The 14,330-nt window shown below is 40.7% G+C and carries 17 protein-coding genes and 1 pseudogene; 8 read left to right on the top strand and 10 right to left on the bottom strand.

Annotation, left to right across the window (positions count from 1 at the left end):
• Nucleotides 1-214 precede the first annotated feature (214 nt).
• The 3 genes from GWP43_RS04170 to GWP43_RS04160 are packed head-to-tail and all read right to left on the bottom strand — an operon-like array spanning nucleotide 215 to nucleotide 2,589.
• Nucleotides 215-949, bottom strand: coding sequence for an ABC transporter permease (locus GWP43_RS04170; RefSeq protein ID WP_230978021.1), 735 nt, complete (start codon nucleotides 947-949; stop codon nucleotides 215-217).
• A gap of 4 nt (nucleotides 950-953) precedes the next feature.
• Complete coding sequence (locus GWP43_RS04165; RefSeq protein ID WP_230978146.1) at nucleotides 954-1,679, bottom strand: ABC transporter permease; 726 nt, start codon at nucleotides 1,677-1,679, stop codon at nucleotides 954-956.
• Between the two features lies 1 nt (nucleotide 1,680).
• The gene (locus GWP43_RS04160; protein ID WP_230978020.1) at nucleotides 1,681-2,589 is read right to left on the bottom strand and encodes an ABC transporter ATP-binding protein; all 909 of its coding nucleotides are present in this window, start codon (nucleotides 2,587-2,589) and stop codon (nucleotides 1,681-1,683) included.
• 199 nt (nucleotides 2,590-2,788) lie between these two features.
• On the opposite strand from GWP43_RS04160, the pseudogene GWP43_RS15385 reads away from it, so the two are divergent.
• The 4 genes and pseudogenes from GWP43_RS15385 (at nucleotide 2,789) to GWP43_RS04140 (ending at nucleotide 4,163) form a co-directional block, all read left to right on the top strand.
• Nucleotides 2,789-3,081, top strand: a pseudogene (locus tag GWP43_RS15385) (BrnA antitoxin family protein).
• A 191-nt stretch (nucleotides 3,082-3,272) separates the two neighbouring features.
• On the top strand, nucleotides 3,273-3,521 hold the full coding sequence (locus tag GWP43_RS04150; RefSeq protein WP_044013163.1) for an AbrB/MazE/SpoVT family DNA-binding domain-containing protein: 249 nt from the start codon (nucleotides 3,273-3,275) through the stop codon (nucleotides 3,519-3,521).
• Entirely contained in the window at nucleotides 3,518-3,916 is a 399-nt protein-coding gene (locus GWP43_RS04145; protein WP_162662937.1) for a putative toxin-antitoxin system toxin component, PIN family, read from the top strand. The genes GWP43_RS04150 and GWP43_RS04145 overlap by 4 nt, the downstream gene beginning before the upstream one ends.
• Before the next feature lie 82 nt (nucleotides 3,917-3,998).
• Nucleotides 3,999-4,163 (top strand): type II toxin-antitoxin system MqsA family antitoxin, encoded by a 165-nt coding sequence (locus GWP43_RS04140; RefSeq protein ID WP_230978019.1) that lies wholly within the window; start codon nucleotides 3,999-4,001, stop codon nucleotides 4,161-4,163.
• 69 nt (nucleotides 4,164-4,232) lie between these two features.
• Here GWP43_RS04140 and GWP43_RS04135 read toward each other — a convergent pair whose 3' ends face one another.
• The gene (locus GWP43_RS04135) at nucleotides 4,233-4,763 is read right to left on the bottom strand and encodes a hypothetical protein (protein WP_162662935.1); all 531 of its coding nucleotides are present in this window, start codon (nucleotides 4,761-4,763) and stop codon (nucleotides 4,233-4,235) included.
• 55 nt (nucleotides 4,764-4,818) lie between these two features.
• Nucleotides 4,819-6,759, bottom strand: coding sequence for an IdeS/Mac family cysteine endopeptidase (locus GWP43_RS04130; RefSeq protein WP_162662933.1), 1,941 nt, complete (start codon nucleotides 6,757-6,759; stop codon nucleotides 4,819-4,821).
• A 184-nt stretch (nucleotides 6,760-6,943) separates the two neighbouring features.
• On the opposite strand from GWP43_RS04130, the gene GWP43_RS04125 reads away from it, so the two are divergent.
• Both GWP43_RS04125 and GWP43_RS04120 read left to right on the top strand, forming a co-directional pair.
• The gene (locus GWP43_RS04125; protein WP_162662931.1) at nucleotides 6,944-7,183 is read left to right on the top strand and encodes a hypothetical protein; all 240 of its coding nucleotides are present in this window, start codon (nucleotides 6,944-6,946) and stop codon (nucleotides 7,181-7,183) included.
• Between the two features lie 3 nt (nucleotides 7,184-7,186).
• Complete coding sequence (locus tag GWP43_RS04120) at nucleotides 7,187-7,858, top strand: DUF8091 domain-containing protein (RefSeq protein ID WP_162662929.1); 672 nt, start codon at nucleotides 7,187-7,189, stop codon at nucleotides 7,856-7,858.
• Nucleotides 7,859-7,899: 41 nt separating this feature from the next.
• Here GWP43_RS04120 and GWP43_RS04115 read toward each other — a convergent pair whose 3' ends face one another.
• The 5 genes from GWP43_RS04115 to GWP43_RS04095 all read right to left on the bottom strand — a co-directional run bounded on the left by GWP43_RS04115 (nucleotide 7,900) and on the right by GWP43_RS04095 (nucleotide 12,388).
• Entirely contained in the window at nucleotides 7,900-8,640 is a 741-nt protein-coding gene (locus GWP43_RS04115; RefSeq protein WP_162662927.1) for a flagellar filament outer layer protein FlaA, read from the bottom strand.
• Entirely contained in the window at nucleotides 8,640-9,377 is a 738-nt protein-coding gene (locus GWP43_RS04110) for a flagellar filament outer layer protein FlaA (RefSeq protein ID WP_162662925.1), read from the bottom strand. Before GWP43_RS04110 ends, GWP43_RS04115 begins: the two co-directional genes overlap by 1 nt.
• Nucleotides 9,378-9,582: 205 nt before the next feature.
• Nucleotides 9,583-10,206, bottom strand: a complete 624-nt coding sequence (locus GWP43_RS04105) for a hypothetical protein (protein ID WP_162662923.1) — start codon at nucleotides 10,204-10,206, stop codon at nucleotides 9,583-9,585.
• Nucleotides 10,207-10,377: 171 nt separating this feature from the next.
• Nucleotides 10,378-10,602 (bottom strand): hypothetical protein, encoded by a 225-nt coding sequence (locus GWP43_RS04100; protein WP_162662921.1) that lies wholly within the window; start codon nucleotides 10,600-10,602, stop codon nucleotides 10,378-10,380.
• Nucleotides 10,603-10,675: 73 nt separating this feature from the next.
• Nucleotides 10,676-12,388: a M3 family oligoendopeptidase gene (locus GWP43_RS04095; protein ID WP_162662920.1), complete on the bottom strand. Its 1,713-nt coding sequence runs from the start codon at nucleotides 12,386-12,388 to the stop codon at nucleotides 10,676-10,678.
• Between the two features lie 145 nt (nucleotides 12,389-12,533).
• Between GWP43_RS04095 and GWP43_RS04090 the strand changes: the two genes are divergently transcribed.
• Both GWP43_RS04090 and deoD read left to right on the top strand, forming a co-directional pair.
• A complete protein-coding gene (locus GWP43_RS04090; protein WP_162662918.1) occupies nucleotides 12,534-13,319 on the top strand; it encodes a hypothetical protein in 786 nt (261 codons plus the stop codon).
• Nucleotides 13,320-13,595: 276 nt separating this feature from the next.
• On the top strand, nucleotides 13,596-14,300 hold the full coding sequence (deoD, locus tag GWP43_RS04085) for a purine-nucleoside phosphorylase (RefSeq protein ID WP_162664734.1): 705 nt from the start codon (nucleotides 13,596-13,598) through the stop codon (nucleotides 14,298-14,300).
• Nucleotides 14,301-14,330 lie beyond the last annotated feature (30 nt).

Here is a 14,330-nt window from a genome sequence, read left to right as displayed (position 1 = left end):
AGGTTAGATCATTGCTTTTTAGCTTTTTCATACTCTCCTTGACAAATAATGAATTTAAATTTATTAACAACTGGGTGAGGCATGCAATGCCGCAGGTAAACCAGCATACCCCGATGCAGAGCGCCGGAGGGGCATCTGCGTTTGATATTTTCATCTTATATCTTCAGATGTACATGAATGTATATTCTTAATGACATCAGCCCTTCCGCTTATCTCAACATTCTTCCTTCGATAGCGTATTAAATAACAGCCCTGTCACTCCGCACACAATCAATACAACAATAGCGGCAATCATTTTTTCAAAACCTGTTGATTGAGCGGCACCGGATAGATAAAACATTGCATTAACACAATAAAGATATGGAAGCGGTGCTTGAGATATAAAAACTCCGACAAAAGAGGCAATAAAACTTACCGCTACAGCTGCCTGTGCACTCTGCCTAAAATGCAGCATAATGCCGATTATCATCATCGCTATGACAGTACACACGATGCCGTGAATGACATAAACAGCCAAATGAGTCAATACAAAATCGATTCGGATATTATGCAGGTTAAATTCTGTTTCCAACAGACATATCGAAAGAAACGTCAGCACGGTATATAACAGAGCAATGATACAAAGCACAACGGTTTTGATCGTAATAAGAACGTTTTTCGTTATCGGTACCGTTAATATATTGATAAGCGTATTATTTTGTCTTTCCAATAAAAATAATTCCATCCCTATCAACGAAAAAATCGGTATGAACAAATAATAACTGTTTACGATAAGACCGTTATGCAAGAAAAATCCTAACGTTTTGCCATACGCAACATTATTATATACTCTTTTTCCCATAAGCGCCTGTATAACGGCAGACATAATAATTACAAGCAGTAGTATCCAAAAAAACTTTTTCCGTTTCAGCTTTTTAAATTCAACACACAGCATTCCTATCATTCTCATAAGCCTATACTTCCTGTTTTTCAAGAATGATCAGCGATGCAATCAGGTAGAGTATAAATACGGTAATCACATTGATCAGCAATAAACCGATATGGGGATTATTTTGTACACCCTCAAAATTCTTATACCAGATAATATGCGGCACACTTGCCAATGGGCTGATCCCTTGTAAATATCTCATCGATAAAAAAGATGCAATTACATATATACTTCCCGCTAAATTCGTGATAACGGTATTCCCCTTTGTAAAAACGGTGATAAGCGAAACAGGCAGCATAGCCAGCGTTACAAAGACTGAACTTAAAACACACAGCAAAAAGAACCGTAAAACGAGTGCCGCCGTCATACCGGATCGAAACCGGCTGCAGTATCCCGCAACGCAGGTGATGACAAACACCGCTGTCATAAACATACATGCCAACAATAACACATATACGGCTTTCGCAAAGAAAAACCGTTTTTTTGATACCGGAATTGTCCATAAGTATTTTATCGTATCGCTTTTATAGTCAGTAGAAAAAATTGCCGTTATAAACGACAGCAATATCATCGGTAGAATAAGAAAGTCCATATAGCTCAACGCAAATTTATACAAGTACATAAAATCGTCAAATAAGCCTACCGCACGTACCGTATAAAAAACGGTAATCGCTTCATAGGCGACAATTAATAGTGCGGAAATAGCGAGCGCTTTTGATCTTTTATTTTTCCGTATTTCGGATACCAGCACATTAACCAATTCCTTGACCTCCCGTAACCTTTTTAAAATAGTCTTCAAGCGTCATCCGTTCTTTCATAATACCGGACACCTCTATGCCATTACCGACAAAAATTGTATTAAGCTGTGCAACACTGATATCGCTTTTTACCGTAATACCGTCCGCTAAACAGATGATATCCGATTCCTTTACCCCTTCTTTAAGAAGAACTTTTTTTACCTGCTCCGTATCCTGTATAAAAATTTTTATGCCTTCGGTTTTATTTTGCCATTCGGCTATATGTATCTCGTCAATCAATTTTCCGTCATTGATAATTCCAATGCGGTCTGCCAAACTTTCAATTTCGGATAATATATGACTGGATATTAAAATGCTCACCCCGGATTGTTTTAAATCGATAAGCAGTTTTCTTACCTCTGCAATACCGATAGGATCAAGTCCGTTAATAGGTTCATCCAGTATCAACACTTCAGGATCATGCATAACGGCATTGGCAATCGCCAATCGCTGCTTCATTCCCAGTGAATATTTTGAAAAGAGTTTTTTGTCGTTATACGGTAAATTGACCAACGCCAGCGCTTTTTGTACGGCCTCATCGTCAAGCGCTTTTAACCGTGCAAAAATGTGCAAATTTTCAGTTCCCGTTAAATTGGCGTAAAACCCCGGATTTTCTATGATGCAGCCGACTTTCCGTAATATGGCTTTTCCCTCGCCGGTATTGGTATCATTGCCTAAGATATGGACTTGCCCCTCCGTCGGTTTTACAAGCCCTAACAGCATCTTCATTATCGTCGTTTTACCGGCACCGTTTCTTCCCAACAGTCCGTATATCTCTCCCTTTTTTACGGAAAAAGAAACCGAATGCACAACGGTTGCTTCGCTATACTTTTTTGTTACATTGCTTATTTCTATTACATTCATCAGATAAACCTCCATCACGTAAACCTCTCACTCCAATATCAAGAAACCGCTCATAGCTCATCTATTCCAATATAATTACCTATATGAGTAGTATACCGTTTTCTCACTACTTATGTCAGAGCTTGAAGAGATACGGGGTATTTTTTGCCGGAAAACAAATTGAGCGTTGTCTTTCTCTCTTTTATAAGTGGGCGGCTTTTTGCACTGTTTTAACTATTGTAGCAGCCGAAGTTATACCTTATTAACGGCTGAAAGATTGGAAGAAATTAAAAATCACCCTATATCGTATGATGAGGATAGCCCCAAACTGACAAAGGCACAAATAGCCAGACTCAGACCGGCGCATGAAGCATATTGGAATGTAACGCCCGTTAAACAATTTCTATAAAGATTGATGCGGATATTCTTGCAGCACTTCAATCCGGCGGTAAAGGCTATCAAACAAAAATAAATAGTATTTTAAGGAAAGCTATTACTACAGGTGATTATTAATCGATTCTGTAAAAAGATTTGTGTAAATGGCATCCGCTGAACGTGAGTTTGCGTACCGCAAGCTCGAAGTTAAAGAATGTACGTCCTGTACATTCTTTAACGATGGCATCCATGGCAGCAAAATAACAGTCGCTTGACGGCATTTCCCCCATTAGTATATAGTACAAGTAAGGAAAGTAAGGAGATGTTTTATGGAACTGGCAAAAGTAACATCGAAAGGGCAGATCACTATTCCGCTTGTAATACGAGATATGCTTGGTTTAAAAAGCGGTGATAAAGTTTTTTTTGAAGAAAGCAAAGGAAAAGTGTATATTGCAAATGCTTCTCAAATAACTTTGTCAAATATTCAAACTCAAATGCGAGGAGAGGCAGAAAAAGAAGGCTTTCAAACGGAAGACGATGTTGTTGCATACATCAAAGAATTAAGGAAAACACGTTGAGAGTTTTCGTAGATACCAATATCATTATTTCTGCGATACTTTTTCCCAATGCTAAAGTTGCTAAAGTTTTTTCTCATTTAATTGAAAAGCACACGGTAATAATTGCTTCATACATAAAGGACGAATGTAAAGAAGTTTTTGAAAAGAAATTTCCCTTAAAAAAAGAACAGTTGAATATTTTTTTTAATGGAATCAGGTTTGAAGAATTTAAGACGCCCGAAAAAATTGATGAAAAGGAATATCCGGAAATTCGAGATATAAAAGATTTACCGGTTCTTGTATCTGCAATTTTATCCGATTCGGATATTTTAATCACAGGTGATAAGGATTTTGAAGATATAAAAATTGATAAGCCACTCATCTTTACACCGGCAGCGTATTTTGAATTGATTTAAGTTTGGATTTTCCCTTATGGACTTGATGATTTCACCAAGAGGAAAAATTGATATGAAATGCCCTATTTGCAAGTTCTGAAAAATGCAAGAAGGTTTTACGCAAGTTGTACTTACCAGCGGCAATACAGCAGTTATTTTCCGTAATGTTCCTGCACAAATTTGTGACGATTGCGGAGAATATTACCTTGATGAACAGATAGCGCAAGCTATTTATAATCGTGCAGATAATTGTTTTACATCGATATAATAAACTTAATACCATCACAGATGGCGGTGCATGCAATATGTGAGCACTGTCATGCAGACGCTCTGTTGATCATTTCAGGTTTCCTTTACAGCGCTTGCTCATATTTCTAAAGAGTACCGTACCGATAATCATAACGGTAATGCCACCGAAGGTGATACCCCAAATTGAACCGCCTACCCAAGCATAACGGAACATTGCAGCATATCCATCAGGAACTCCTATGAATGTTTGTTTATAAAATTCCGGACTTAAAGCGGATAGCGCTATGGCAATAATCCCCCCGATAACCCACAATCCGATAGAAGCGAGCCCCATACATACAATCCACTTTAATACCGCCGATATATTCAGCTCCGCATTATTGGAGATAATATACACACATGAAAATACTAATGCAAAAAACAGCCCCTGTCCAAGCCCTTGATATAGTCCTTGCGCACCCGCAGACCTGATGAGATTTTCGACCTCTTCCCAATGCATTATGTTAATAAAATACTCAGGACTTATAACTGCATTAATCAGATTCGTACACAATCCAATCAAGCCGGACAGCATTATACAGCTCATACATACGATACAAATTCTCAACGGTTTATTCACTTATTGCCTTCTTTCATTTTTTACAGCTGAGAGCTTACTTGCTAAAAATTATCGGCTAGTGTTTACTTAGCCAATCCTTCCACTGTTTTTCGCCGAGGTCTAGAGTAGTTATACTATCGATATAGATGTCTTCCAGTTTGCTTAAATAATAATTGTACATATATGTTCTGTTCTCATCCGGTTCATCATAGATGTTGCCGCGATAGTGAACGCCGTATGGATAAAGAGCGGCTTCTGTTAAATTTGATTCTGCAATATAGAGGCAAATAATGTTATCCTCTCCGTCATAAGCCGCACCCCAGCATGTTACGGCATGTTGGTATAGTCTGCCTTTAGAGCCTTTCCAAAATAAACCTATCGCTCGGCCATTATCAAACGCTTCATTCATAATCCGTTCAAATTCTTCTTTTGTTTCACATCGCTCAGTATTAATAGGTCTCGTATCAAATGTGAAAACATCATTGAATAATCCGGGATAGATTGAACCTAAAGTTTTTTGACCATCTCTTTTATATAGGTACCATGTCAGTCCGTCTTCAATGTAACCGCCATAAGACTTGTTATGGGTATATGCTCTAAAGATATTGGCTATATCGCTTTTTTTGCCTTCCTTATCGTCCGTTAAACCTCTGATATAACCATGCTTATATAAAGGCCGTTTCCACTCTTCAATGGCGGCTTTTTGCGTATAATCATCAATATATCCTTTATTTTGTTCAAACCACCAATGCAGCATATTGGAAGCAGTTTTGGCCCAGCATTGGCTAAGATCTTTTCCTTGTATTTGTTTATTGTTTATACCTTTTATTAAAAAATAATCGCCAGGAAATACACCTTGTACATACAACTTGTCTAATTTCCGTGCATTGTAAAAGTTTGTACCGGTAGTTTCATTCCATTTGAACACATACGGCTGCTCGTAATAATTGCCTGTAGGATTACTATCCTGGATTATCGGCATCGTTTCTTTTTGATCGGCAGTAGGCGCATTAATACCTTTAACCCACTTATAGTGAATAAGTGCAGGATCATCATTTCTTTTTTGTATGATATTTACGGTTAAATCCTTACCGTCTGCATTTTTAACATAGGAGTTTGCCGTTTTATCCCAAAATCGTACATAAGCACGTCTGTCCCACACACTTTTATTTTCCAGACAGGTAAACGAAATAGTATCCTGATCGGAATCGGTTCGAGAACTGATTGTCGGAGAGCCCGTAATCCACGGAATATTATTCGACGTAAAGCGTGGTTCATAATCCAATTTACCGTTCAATGTCTTTATGGTAAATGTGCATATGCCGCCGGCGCTTCCAAGCTGAATCGCTTGGACAGCTTCATATCTAATTTCCGGCTTTTTTTTAATTTCAAGTGTAATCGTTTTTGAAACGATAGGTCGGCTTTTAGATGTTACGGTTATAGTTACGGAACCATCTTTGAGCGCTCTTACCGTATCGCGTTCAGAAAAATATACATTATCGTTGTCCGCAGTATAGATAAGCTCTTTCTCCGTTGCATTATCAGGCTTTGCTGTTGCCTTAATTACCAGCGTATCTCCGATAACCATCTCGACCGGGTTTGCAGACTGCTCCTCGAATTCAATCGACGCAACGGGTACCGGAGCTGCCGTAACGATTAATTTTACCGTTTTTGAAACACTGTCCGATGCTGTTATGGTAATGTTTGCACTTCCTACGCTATGTGTGCTGATCAACCCGTTGGCATCTACGGAGGCAACTGTTGCGTTATCCGAAACGTATGAGAGACCTTGATCCGATGCATTTTTGGGCTCAACATGCGCGTTGATTTGCCGGGTAACGCCTTTTACTAGCGAAATGCCGGTTTCATCGGGGGAGAGAATAACGCTTGTAACAGGCACATCCTGTTTCATCTTCTGTTCGGTTTTAATATCTGGTATATAGTTGTTTTTACAAGATAGCAATACTAGCAAAAAAGTAGTAACCGCTGTAAAAATAATCGGTTTCAATTTCTTCATAAAATCGTCCTTAAAATCTAGAGGCGCGGGATTCACTGATGCAACGCATCAGGGAACTTTATATTTTGATTGCGCTATATATACAAATTAATCGAATATTCGTCAAGTGCATATAAAATTTTTAATGTAGTTGACCGCACTTCTGCTCTTGTATGGTGTTAAAAAAAACTGCTATAGTATCGGTATGACACTTTATGAATATTATATGGTATTCCCCGATGGCGATATACAGGAAATTTTTGGTACTTTAACGGTCGGTTCACTGTACGATATGAACGGGAACCGGTTAATGCCGCCGCTCCCGACAAATAAGATGATTGTGTATCAGGTATGCGGAAAACGTACCCGCGAAGAAAGAGGTATTGTGGCAACCTATTACGCACTGGAACAGTTGGATGCTGCTGAATTACGTGCATACGTCTAACGAATGATCAACACCTATAATGAAACGCACCTGCACCGTACCCTAAAAGACTTGTATAGCAGTGATAGTGCCGTACAAGAAACCTCGTTGAAAGGCTTCATCTGTGATATTTACGACGATGGAGAGATAATAGAAATACAAACCTCCAAGCTTTCCGCGTTGCGGATTAAATTGGAAAAACTTTTACCGCTGTATCCTATCCAAATTGTGTATCCAATCATCCAAAATGCCTATATTCTGACACTTAACGAAGACGGCTCTAAACGCAGCTGCCGTAAAAGCCCAAAACACGGCACTTTCTATCAGATTTTTAGGGAACTGTTAGGGATCGTTCACTGTCTCGATAATCCGAATCTTACGATACGGATTTTGTATATCGATTGCGAAGTTATCAAAATAGATGATAAGAAGGGGCGAAGCAGATATAAAAGGCCACGTATTATCGATAAAAAGTTGTTAAAGATACATCGGGAGGAGGAGTTTCACGGTATCGATAGCTTGACTGCTCGGTTTATGACAAAGCTGCCCGATGTATTTATCAGTACCGATATAAGGAAATTAGGCACCGGAGTCTATGCATCATATATCTTATCATTTTTAAAAAAATGTCAAAAAATAGCCTTTTATACAAAGGCAGGGCGCTATCATGTGTATAAAAAAACCGGTACCGAATAGGTACCGGTTTCCAATTGATTAATACAAGTTAAAGCAGTGGTTTACCAGCTATCTTTCATATCGTCATCGTCGCGCAGATCAACTTCATAAAGGTCGGTAACGGCACGAAGATCATCAAAGTAGATGTAGTAATTTCCATACGCTTCCCACGGGTTACACTCAATACGGAAGCCTACAATCTTTAGACCCATACTGGTGCCGTAGTGATAATCCTTTTGTACAATTCCCGTTCCTGCTGCATTCTGTGGGGGAACCGCAACGGTCATCAATTTCCATCCTGCATGATTCAGTTTTCCTACATAGAGTTCAAAGCGCTGTCCCATATAGTCTTCAAGGATGAGCTTTAAAACATGCGGATAACTTCTTCCGACAACCCAAACGCTGACGGTTTTAGTAATACCTTCGACCGGAATCGGTTTGACGGCACGGACTTCAAAGCTGTTATAACCACGGCGGTAGAAGGACACCTTTGTACCGTAAACTTTGCTGTCAGGGAGATTCAGGTTTTCCTCGTCCGGAATTGCTTTCTTTTGTTTGGGAGCACCGTCAAACAAACGGCCTTGAATAACGCCTTCGTCCGAAGACATGGAGCAAACCCAAGAACCTTCATTTTCAAATTTATCGACTGACACTTCCTTTAAGCGCTGCTCTGCAGATTCAACGCCGATACGGGAAGGATCTACTTGATCCAAGGATGATGCATCGCGGGTATTCTCCTGGGCAAATGCAAACAACGATAATGCTGATAATAATGCTGCTACGGTAAAATATTTTTTTGTCATTATTTTCCGCCCTCCTTATTAGAATCGGCATCATCAAACTTGGCGTTCTCTAACTCAAAGCCGTCATAAGAAGCAGTACGAGTATTTGTTAATGCCTTGAATTCATCAAAGAAAACATAAAAGTCATCAACGTTCTCCGTAGGCTGAGTGCGGATTCTAAATGCGACAAAGCTCATATATTTAAGCTGTGATAAATAGCGCGACCGCTGCTGAATATTTGTGGGAACGGTAACCGCTAAATTTCTCCATCCATGGTAATTTAATGTTCCGACCGGTAATGTATGTATCCGTCCATTGCAATCGCGTACCAGAATTTCAAGATCATACGCATAGCCTGCGCCCCAGACCCAAAGATCAAATCTTTGGACAACCCCTTTTAAGGGGATTTCATAAGGAGCGGCATTATCGCCTGAGCTTTTTGTCGGATAGAGATCGACCCAGTTATCGCCTTGGCGGTTAAATTTAAACTGCATTCCTAAAAATTTGTATTCTTTATCGGAATCGGATTGCATAACCCGCAGAGCGTTCGGCATTCCGTCAAAATACTTTAAAATAGGATAACCTTCGGTGATAAACTTGCTTCCAATAGCATTCCATGTTATCTCTGATGATTCAGGGGAGTCAAAAGTCTCCACCATGTACGTTTGATAATTAACACCGCTATCCTGCGCTGCCAATGGAGTACAAACGACTGCAAACATCAGAACAAAGACCGTAATAACAACGCCTTGTTTCATTCACAACTCCTTTTATTTCCGCCGATATTCTAAGAAATCATACCCATTATAGTCTGAAAAGAAAACTTTGTCAAATAATTCAGTAATCCCCAAACCTAACAGAGCATCAATTCCGCAGCGGATGAAGAACTCTGTCTACAGTATCGGCGGACTAAGTAAAATATACAAGGGTTAGACGCTTTTTTTATATTTTTTATCTGACTGTTTAACCGGCATTTCCCTGTCGGTATATTATAAAGTGCAGTACCGTGCCGATTAAAGCGATACCCGTTAAAATAGAACCGTAGATTATTTGAGTTCCTTTAAAATAATAAAACCCCAGTGCAAGAGTACCTAGTATAAGGATTCCTATAAATAGAAGAAAGACGAGGGCGCAGGCGATAGCATAATAGAAAGTAACATCGGCACAAAAACGTAAGAGTGCATCCAGAATAAAAAGGGCGCTTACATACAGAATAATGCTAAGTACAATGGGCGTGATGCGAAGATGTGTGCTTGCAAGGAACAATTGCTGATATATTTTTACGGTAAATAGGCCAAACAACGCTGCAGGGGTCACCGAAGCATTAAAACCGGAAAAGATCAGGGCGATCAATAATACAATGCAGAAAGGAATAAAGGTATCCACAAAAAAGAAATAAAAGAAATAACTTCCTAACGAACCGATATAGTGATCCGTTTTTGCAGAAAAAAAAGACACAACCAGTGAGAACAGTGTTGTCGCTGCAATACCGACAAAGAACATAAAGATATGCTTATTTTTTTCCTCTAATTGAAAGGAGTAAGAGAAAAAAACAAGCGGAATACAAAATAACAGTAAGACAGCCATATTTAGCTAGGATACCATAAAATGGTACGATAGACAACGCTTATTTTGCACATTACAATCTATCGAGATAGTACTGTAGAACAGAAGAGCATTCAAACCTTTCTATCATATTCGATTTGAATGGCCTCCCGTTCATTTTCTCAGTAATACAATGTTGCACCGCAAATCCTCTTACGGATGGCGTGCAGCCACTCCTTTTTCGATCAGTGATATCAGTTGATCTTCATACCAATCTTGGGAATAGGGTGCATGCTGGCGGACAATCGGTCGAATCTTTGCTTCGATGGCGTCCTTGCAGGCTTCGCAAATATCATATTCGCGGATATGCCAATAGGTTCTTCCGGCTATAGGATTAACTAATTCTTTTTTGCAAATGTCGCAATGTAAAGTTTTCATAACGATGCTCTCCTAATAATAAAGCTTGTATGCAAAAGCATACCGTATATTTGTTTTTTTGTCGAGTCAACCATTACAATATGGTATCATTGATATTATTTAGCCATTTCGTACACGCCGGTACAACGGAAGCAATGCAGCCGTCTTTAAAGGGGTTTTTTAAATTTGCCAATTCCACAAGCTTGAGGAAGGAGTCGCGACCACCTGCTTTGCAGAGGCGCAGGTAATCCGCCCATGCCATTTCCCGATTGGAAAGGCTCTTTGCCCAGAACTGCAGCGCACATACTTGCGCAAGTGTGTAATCGATATAATAAAACGGCGTGCTGAAGATATGTCCCTGGCGCATCCAATAACCGCCGCGGTTTAAGAAATCGTTATCACTGTAATCCCGTTCAGGTAGGTACTTTTTTTCGATGCTGCGCCATGAGGCCTTTCGTTCTGCGGGGCTTGCTTCGGGATGTTCATATACCCAGTGCTGGAACTCGTCTACCGTAACGCCGTAGGGTAAAAACAGGAGCGCTCCGGACAGATGAGTAAAGCGGAATTTATCGGTTTGCTCTTCAAAAAACAAATTCATCCACGGCCATGTAAAGAATTCCATACTCATCGAGTGAATTTCGCACGCTTCATACGTCGGCCATACATATTCCAAAAGGCGGGCGTTACGGCTCTGATAGGCTTGGAATGCGTGCCCTGCTTCATGGGTCATCACCTCCACATCATGCTGCGTATTATTAAAGTTGGCAAAAATAAACGGCGCCTTGTAATCGGGAATTGTGGTACAATAACCGCCTGCTGCTTTTCCTTTTTTTGCAAGCACATCGAGTAGGTTATGCGAAGTCATAAAGGTAAAAAATTCATCGGTTTCGGGGGAAAGTTCCGCATACATCTTTTTAGCGTTCGCCAAAATCCAATCCGGATTACCGTGGGGAATCGCATTGCCGGTGGTATATTCAAGCGGTTCATCATAGTAGTACAGCTGTTTCAATCCCAAGCGCTTTGCCTGCCGTTTACGTAAATCAACGGCTATCGGTACAATTTCACGGTAGATTTGGTTCCGATAGGCAGCAACCATCTCGGCATTGTAGTCGATCCTGCCCATCCGGTCATATCCGAGCTGCACGAAGTTTTTATACCCGAGTTTTTTTGCGATACGGGTACGCACTTTGACTAAATTATCGTAGATGGAATCGAATTCTGCCTCATTTTCTGCAAAAAAACCGTAGTAGGCCTGTGCTGCTTTTTCCCGTGTTGCACGGTCTTGATCTTGCATAAAAGGAGTCAGCTGCGCGAGCGTGCGTTTTTCTCCTGCAAATTCGATTTCTGCCGAAGCGATCAGTTTGTCGTAGCTGCTGGTAAGTTTGTTTTCTTCCGCTAAATCTTCCATAATAGAGGGTGAAAACACCTTCATATCAAGTTCGGTCATTGCAAAGATATGAGAGCCGAGTTCTTTTTCCAGCTCTTTACGGAACGATGAGGCAAGCAGTTTTTTATTAAAGCTATTGGTCATTTCGATATAAAACGGGTTCGATTCATCAAAAAACGTATTTTCGGCATCGTAAAAACCGTCTCGGGTGTCGATACTGTGCCGTATTTCTGCAAGGGTTTGCATGGTTTGATAATGGGATTTGAGTTTTTGCACTTCGTCGATAAGAGCAATCTGCTCTGCTGCCGAATGTGCCGCCTCAAATTGCCGTTCCGCTTTTTTAAATGCCGTTTTTAATGCCTCCATGTTGGGTCGCGTGTAGGGAAGGTCGGTGAATTGTTTCATTTCCGGTGTATTCATTAGAGACTCCTTGCTCCTTATAAAATTATGCTGAGCGATTATAACACAAGGAGCATGTTTAGGACAGTGCCGGTATCTCACCAATTGAGGAGACACCCCTGCGGTATGGATAGTATTATTCCGTTTTTTGTGCTACTATCGCTGCATGATCGGATTCTTTCTCAAAAAAAATTTTTTTGACGGGTGGGACAATTTTCTTCTGCTCGCTCTTTTCAATATTGCGGTTATACTGATTGTTTTTTTATTTTTCGGCTTGGCATACCTGCTGTCATCAATATTCGTGTTGTCTGTATTGTGCTTGTTTGTTTGTATCATATTGATAGGCATACTGCTTTTAACCGTCTCTAATTTGATGTCCCATATTGCCGATTATAAATCATTTTCATTTAAAGAAATCGGTGGGGAAATCAGACGCACATGGCGGCATGGTGCTCTGTTTGCACTAATCGAAAGTTTTTGTTGGATCGTTGCCGAAGTCGCTGTCCCCTATTATTTTTCGTTTCAAAATTTTCTCGGCCTTTTTCTCGGTGTTACTGTTGTATGGATTTTTGCGGTTATACAGCTGTCGCTTTTATGGTTTTTTCCGATACGGAGCCGGTTGGAATCGAATTTTTGTAAATGCCTTAAAAAGTGCTTTATCGTTTTTTTTGATAATACAGGATTTACACTTTTTATGCTGCTGTACAGCGCTGTCCTCATCATAATAACCCCATTCTTAGCTTTTTTGGCACCGGGTTTTTCGGGACTCTTGCTTGCATGGAATAATGCCTTCAGACTGAGAATGTATAAATACGATTGGATGGAGCAGCATCCCGAAATACCGATTCAAACTGCGCGGAAACACATACCGTGGGATGAGTTACTGGCGGAAGATCGGGAAACGGTCGGTAGCCGATCTATTCGCAATCTTATTTTTCCGTGGAAAGACTGATGGCTGCATTCATGATATTTGACAGTATCTATAGGGCATCTGCAAAAACTGAAATTTTTGCGGAAGCTATCCAAAAACTTTAGTTTTCGGGTAGTTCCCATCTCTTTGCTTTTTTGATAGTTTTGATAATCAACAACCCCGACGCAAGCGTCGGGGTACAATGCTCAACGTTTCGCATTGTATGTTCTATAAGGTGGTTGCAGTCGGCTTTAATACCCTTTGTTACGACGCAAAGCGTCGGGGTATTAAACCCTCCGCACGAATAAGGAGTCTATGATGAGTATTCATATCGGAGCAAAACAAGGGGAAATCGCCGAACGGATTTTACTGCCGGGCGACCCGCTGCGAGCAAAATTTGTTGCCGAAAATTTTTTAGAAAATGCGCGCTGTTACAATGAAGTCCGCGGTATGTACGGGTTTACCGGCACGTATAAAGGTGTAAAGGTTTCCGTGCAGGGAACCGGCATGGGACAGCCTTCTATTTCCATCTATGTGAACGAGCTTTTCCGTGAATACGGCGTGCAAAAAGCTATCCGTATCGGTACTGCGGGAGCCTTGCAAAAAGAGATTCCGCTTCGTTCGTTGATTATCGGGATGAGCGCTGCGACCAATTCAGGTTCAAATACGCTCCGTTTCCGCGGAACTCAGTTCGCCCCGACAGCGGACTGGAAACTCTTAAAGCATGCCTATGATGCGGCTGTCCGCTTAGGGTATAACCCCTTGGTTGGCCCTATCGCTTCGTCTGATGTGTTCTATGACGAGCTTGAAACGTGGAAACTCTGGTCGCAGTACGGTCTTTTGGCGATTGAAATGGAAGCCGCCGAGCTTTATACCCTTGCCGCACAGTACAAACGGCAGGCGCTCGCACTGCTTACCATATCCGATAATATGGTTACCAATGAGGAAACTACGGCGGAAGAGCGTCAGACATCGTTCACTGCAATGATGCAAACTGCACTTGAGGCAATTATCGCCGAATAAATATAAATCGAAAGAGAACGGGGATGTCTC

This window comes from Treponema vincentii (assembly GCF_010365865.1).
GTDB lineage: Bacteria > Spirochaetota > Spirochaetia > Treponematales > Treponemataceae > Treponema.
This window is presented reverse-complemented; position numbering and strand designations above follow the sequence as displayed.